The sequence below is a fragment of the Sandarakinorhabdus sp. genome (assembly GCF_041689835.1).
Lineage (GTDB): Bacteria > Pseudomonadota > Alphaproteobacteria > Sphingomonadales > Sphingomonadaceae > Sandarakinorhabdus.
On record NZ_JBDNFM010000086.1, the window covers coordinates 1 to 2,966 of the forward strand.

The window sequence follows — 2,966 nt, forward strand, 5'->3', positions numbered from 1 at the left end:
TTCGATTACGGCGCCGGCGTCCCGCTCGACGAGCCGCTGTCCACGCTCAGCCGCCAGACCGCGCTGCGGGCCGAAGCGGCGCTGGCGCTGCTTGACGGCGATTGGATCACACGCGCAAGTTTCATGGCGGTGCGGGCGGACAACATCAACCGCCGGGCCGGCACCTTCCAGAATCGCAGCGACGGCGAACGCGATCTGCTGCGTTTGCAATCCACCGGGCGCTTTGCAGCAGCCGGCGCTTCGCACAGCCTGACGGCGGCGCTTGATATCGAAACGGAGCGCTTCATCAGCAGCGATGCCAATGCGGCCGCCGCATCGAACCAGCGCCAGCGCCGCCGCCAGACCAGTGTGGTGGGTGAATATCGCTTGAGCCTGGCGGGCGGCATCAATGCCGGAGCAGCACTGCGCCATGACATGAACGATCGTTTTGCCGATGCCACCACCCTGCGTTTCGATGCAGTGGCACCAATTGGCGATTTCCGCCTGCACGCGGCTTTTGGCACCGGCATCGCCGATCCCACTTTCTTCGATCAGTTCGGTTTCTTCCCCGGTTCATTTCGCGGCAACCCCGGCCTGATCCCGGAACGCAGCCGCAGCATCGAAGCCGGCATCGGCTGGGGCAAGGATGGCCACTCCGCTGATATCACAGTGTTCGGCGCCAACCTCACCAACGAAATCATCGGCACCTTCGACCGGGTCACTTTCCAGTCGGGCGTGGCCAATGCGACGGGCCGCAGCCGCCGCCAGGGTGTGGAAGTGTCGGGCCGGGCCGCACTGGCGCAAGGGCTGGCGCTTATCGCAAGCTACACGTTCCTTGATGCCGATCAGCAGCAAACTGCCGGCGCCGCCGCGGTGCGCGAAGTGCGCCGCCCGCGCCATTCCGGCAGCATCGCGCTCGGCTACAGCAGCCAGCAGTTCGATCTGTCGGCTGCCGCTGCCATTACCGGCGCACGCGGCGATACGGATTTTTCCCGCTTCGTGCCGGTTACCCTGCCGTCCTACACGCTGCTCACTGTGGCCGGCGCCTGGCACATTTCGCCCCGCATCGACCTGACCGCGCGCATCGAAAATGCACTGGATGCCGCCCAGGTTGATGTGTTTGCCTACCGCGGGCCGGGTATCACTGCCCACGGCGGGGTGCGATTCCGGCTGTGAGCCTTGCGGCGGCCCTGTTGCTGATCACAGCGGCGGCGGCCGCCACGCCTGCGGCATCGAATCCAGCGCGCGTGGTATCGCTCAATTTGTGCACCGACGAATATCTGCTGCTCACCGCGCGGCAACACCAGATCGCCAGCATCAGCCGGTTGGGTGCAAACCCGCTGGAAACCCCGATGGCCGCGCGCGCACGCGGATTGGCAACCAACAACGGCCGATTGAGCGATGTGCTGGCAGCACAGCCCGATCTGGTGCTGACCATGGGCCATGATCCGCAGGGCGCAGCGCTGGTGGCGCGGCTGGGTATCAGGCTGGTTGCCCTGCCCTATCCCAGCCGCCCGGCCGATGTGGTGGCACAGATGCGGCAGATCGCCGGGCTGGTGGGCAATGTGCCGGCGGGCGAAGCCTTTGCCCGCGATGTTGCGGCGCTTACGGCCAGCGCGCCGCCGCCGGGCCCTGGCCTGATGATCGGCGGCGGCGGGCTGGCGCCGGGACAAGGCGGGCTGGCAGCTGGCTGGCTGCGGTTGGCCGGCATCAAGCAACTGCAAGGCGGGCAGATCAACCTGGAACGATTGCTGGCCGCACCGCCGCCGATCATGATCCGCAATGTCTATCGACCCGGTCAGATTTCCCTGCCGCAGGCGTGGAGCCAGCATCCGGCGCTGCGGCGGCTGCAATCGCGGCAGGTCGAAGCCGATGGCCGGGCCTTTCTGTGCGGCGGCGCGGCGATGCCAGCGGAAATCGCCCGCCTGAAAAAGGCGCTGGGGTGAAGTTGGGCCTCGCCTTGCTGTGCCTTGTGCTGGGGCTGGCGTCGCTGGCGCTGGGGCCGGTGGATCTGGCTGCACTGTGGGCACATGATCCCGATCTGGCGCGCACCCTGTTCATCGAACTGCGGCTGCCGCGCACCGGGTTGGCGCTGGCCATCGGTGCCGGGCTGGGCGCATCCGGCGCGGCGGCGCAGGCGCTGTTCCGCAATCCGCTCGCCTCCCCCGATGTGCTGGGGCCGTCATCTGGCGCGGCGCTGGGGGCGGTGCTGGCAGGCTATTTCCTTGGCGCCGGTGTTATGGGCATGGCACTGGGCGGGCTGGCGGGGGCCGGATTGTCGCTGGTGCTGCTGCTGGTACTTGGAGGCAAAGACGCGGGCAGCACGCGGCTGGTGCTGGCCGGGGTGGCGGTGTCGATGCTGCTCGGCGTTGCCATCAACCTCGCGCTCAGCCTCGCGCCGTCGCCGTTTGCACTTTATGATCTGATGTTCTGGCTGATGGGCGGCCTGAATGATCGCAGCCTGCCGCAACTGGCGCTGGCCGCGCCGCTGATCCTGATTGGCGTTGTCCTGTTGCTGCGCGCTGGCCCGGCGCTGGACACGCTGGCGCTGGGCGAAGAGGTGGCGCAATCGCTGGGTGTTGGCCTTGCTGGCGTGCAGGCCCGCGTCGTGCTGGCGATCGCGCTGGCCACCGGGGCCGGCGTGGCGGTGGCGGGCAGCATCGGTTTCATCGGTCTGATCGTGCCCCACCTTGTCCGCCCGTTCGTGGGTCATCGCCCCGGCGCTGCCATCGCGCCCGCTGCCCTGGCCGGCGCGGCGCTGCTCACCGCCGCCGATATCGCGGTGCGGCTGTTGCCGGCGGGCATCGATCTGCGGCTGGGCGTGTTCACCGCGCTGATCGGCGCGCCATTTTTCCTGTCGCTTATTCTGCGGGGCCGCTGATGCTCGAAGCAATCGCCCTCGCCCGCCCGCCGATGCTGGCGCCGACCAGCCTGACGCTCCACCCCGGCCAATTTGTCGGCGTGATCGGCCCCAATGGTGCGGGCAA

General features: G+C 68.2%; 3 protein-coding genes. All 3 read left to right on the forward strand.

All coding sequences use genetic code 11. From position 1 onward, the window contains the following. The coding region (locus ACESL8_RS04325) for a TonB-dependent receptor (RefSeq protein WP_372916331.1) at positions 1 to 1,155 on the forward strand (1,155 nt) is incomplete at its 5' end. Positions 1,156 to 1,172: 17 nt separating this feature from the next. Next, positions 1,173 to 1,925 (forward strand): hypothetical protein, encoded by a 753-nt coding sequence (locus tag ACESL8_RS04330; RefSeq protein WP_372916333.1) that lies wholly within the window; start codon positions 1,173 to 1,175, stop codon positions 1,923 to 1,925. After that, complete coding sequence (locus tag ACESL8_RS04335; RefSeq protein ID WP_372916335.1) at positions 1,922 to 2,860, forward strand: FecCD family ABC transporter permease; 939 nt, start codon at positions 1,922 to 1,924, stop codon at positions 2,858 to 2,860. Before ACESL8_RS04330 ends, ACESL8_RS04335 begins: the two co-directional genes overlap by 4 nt. Positions 2,861 to 2,966 lie beyond the last annotated feature (106 nt).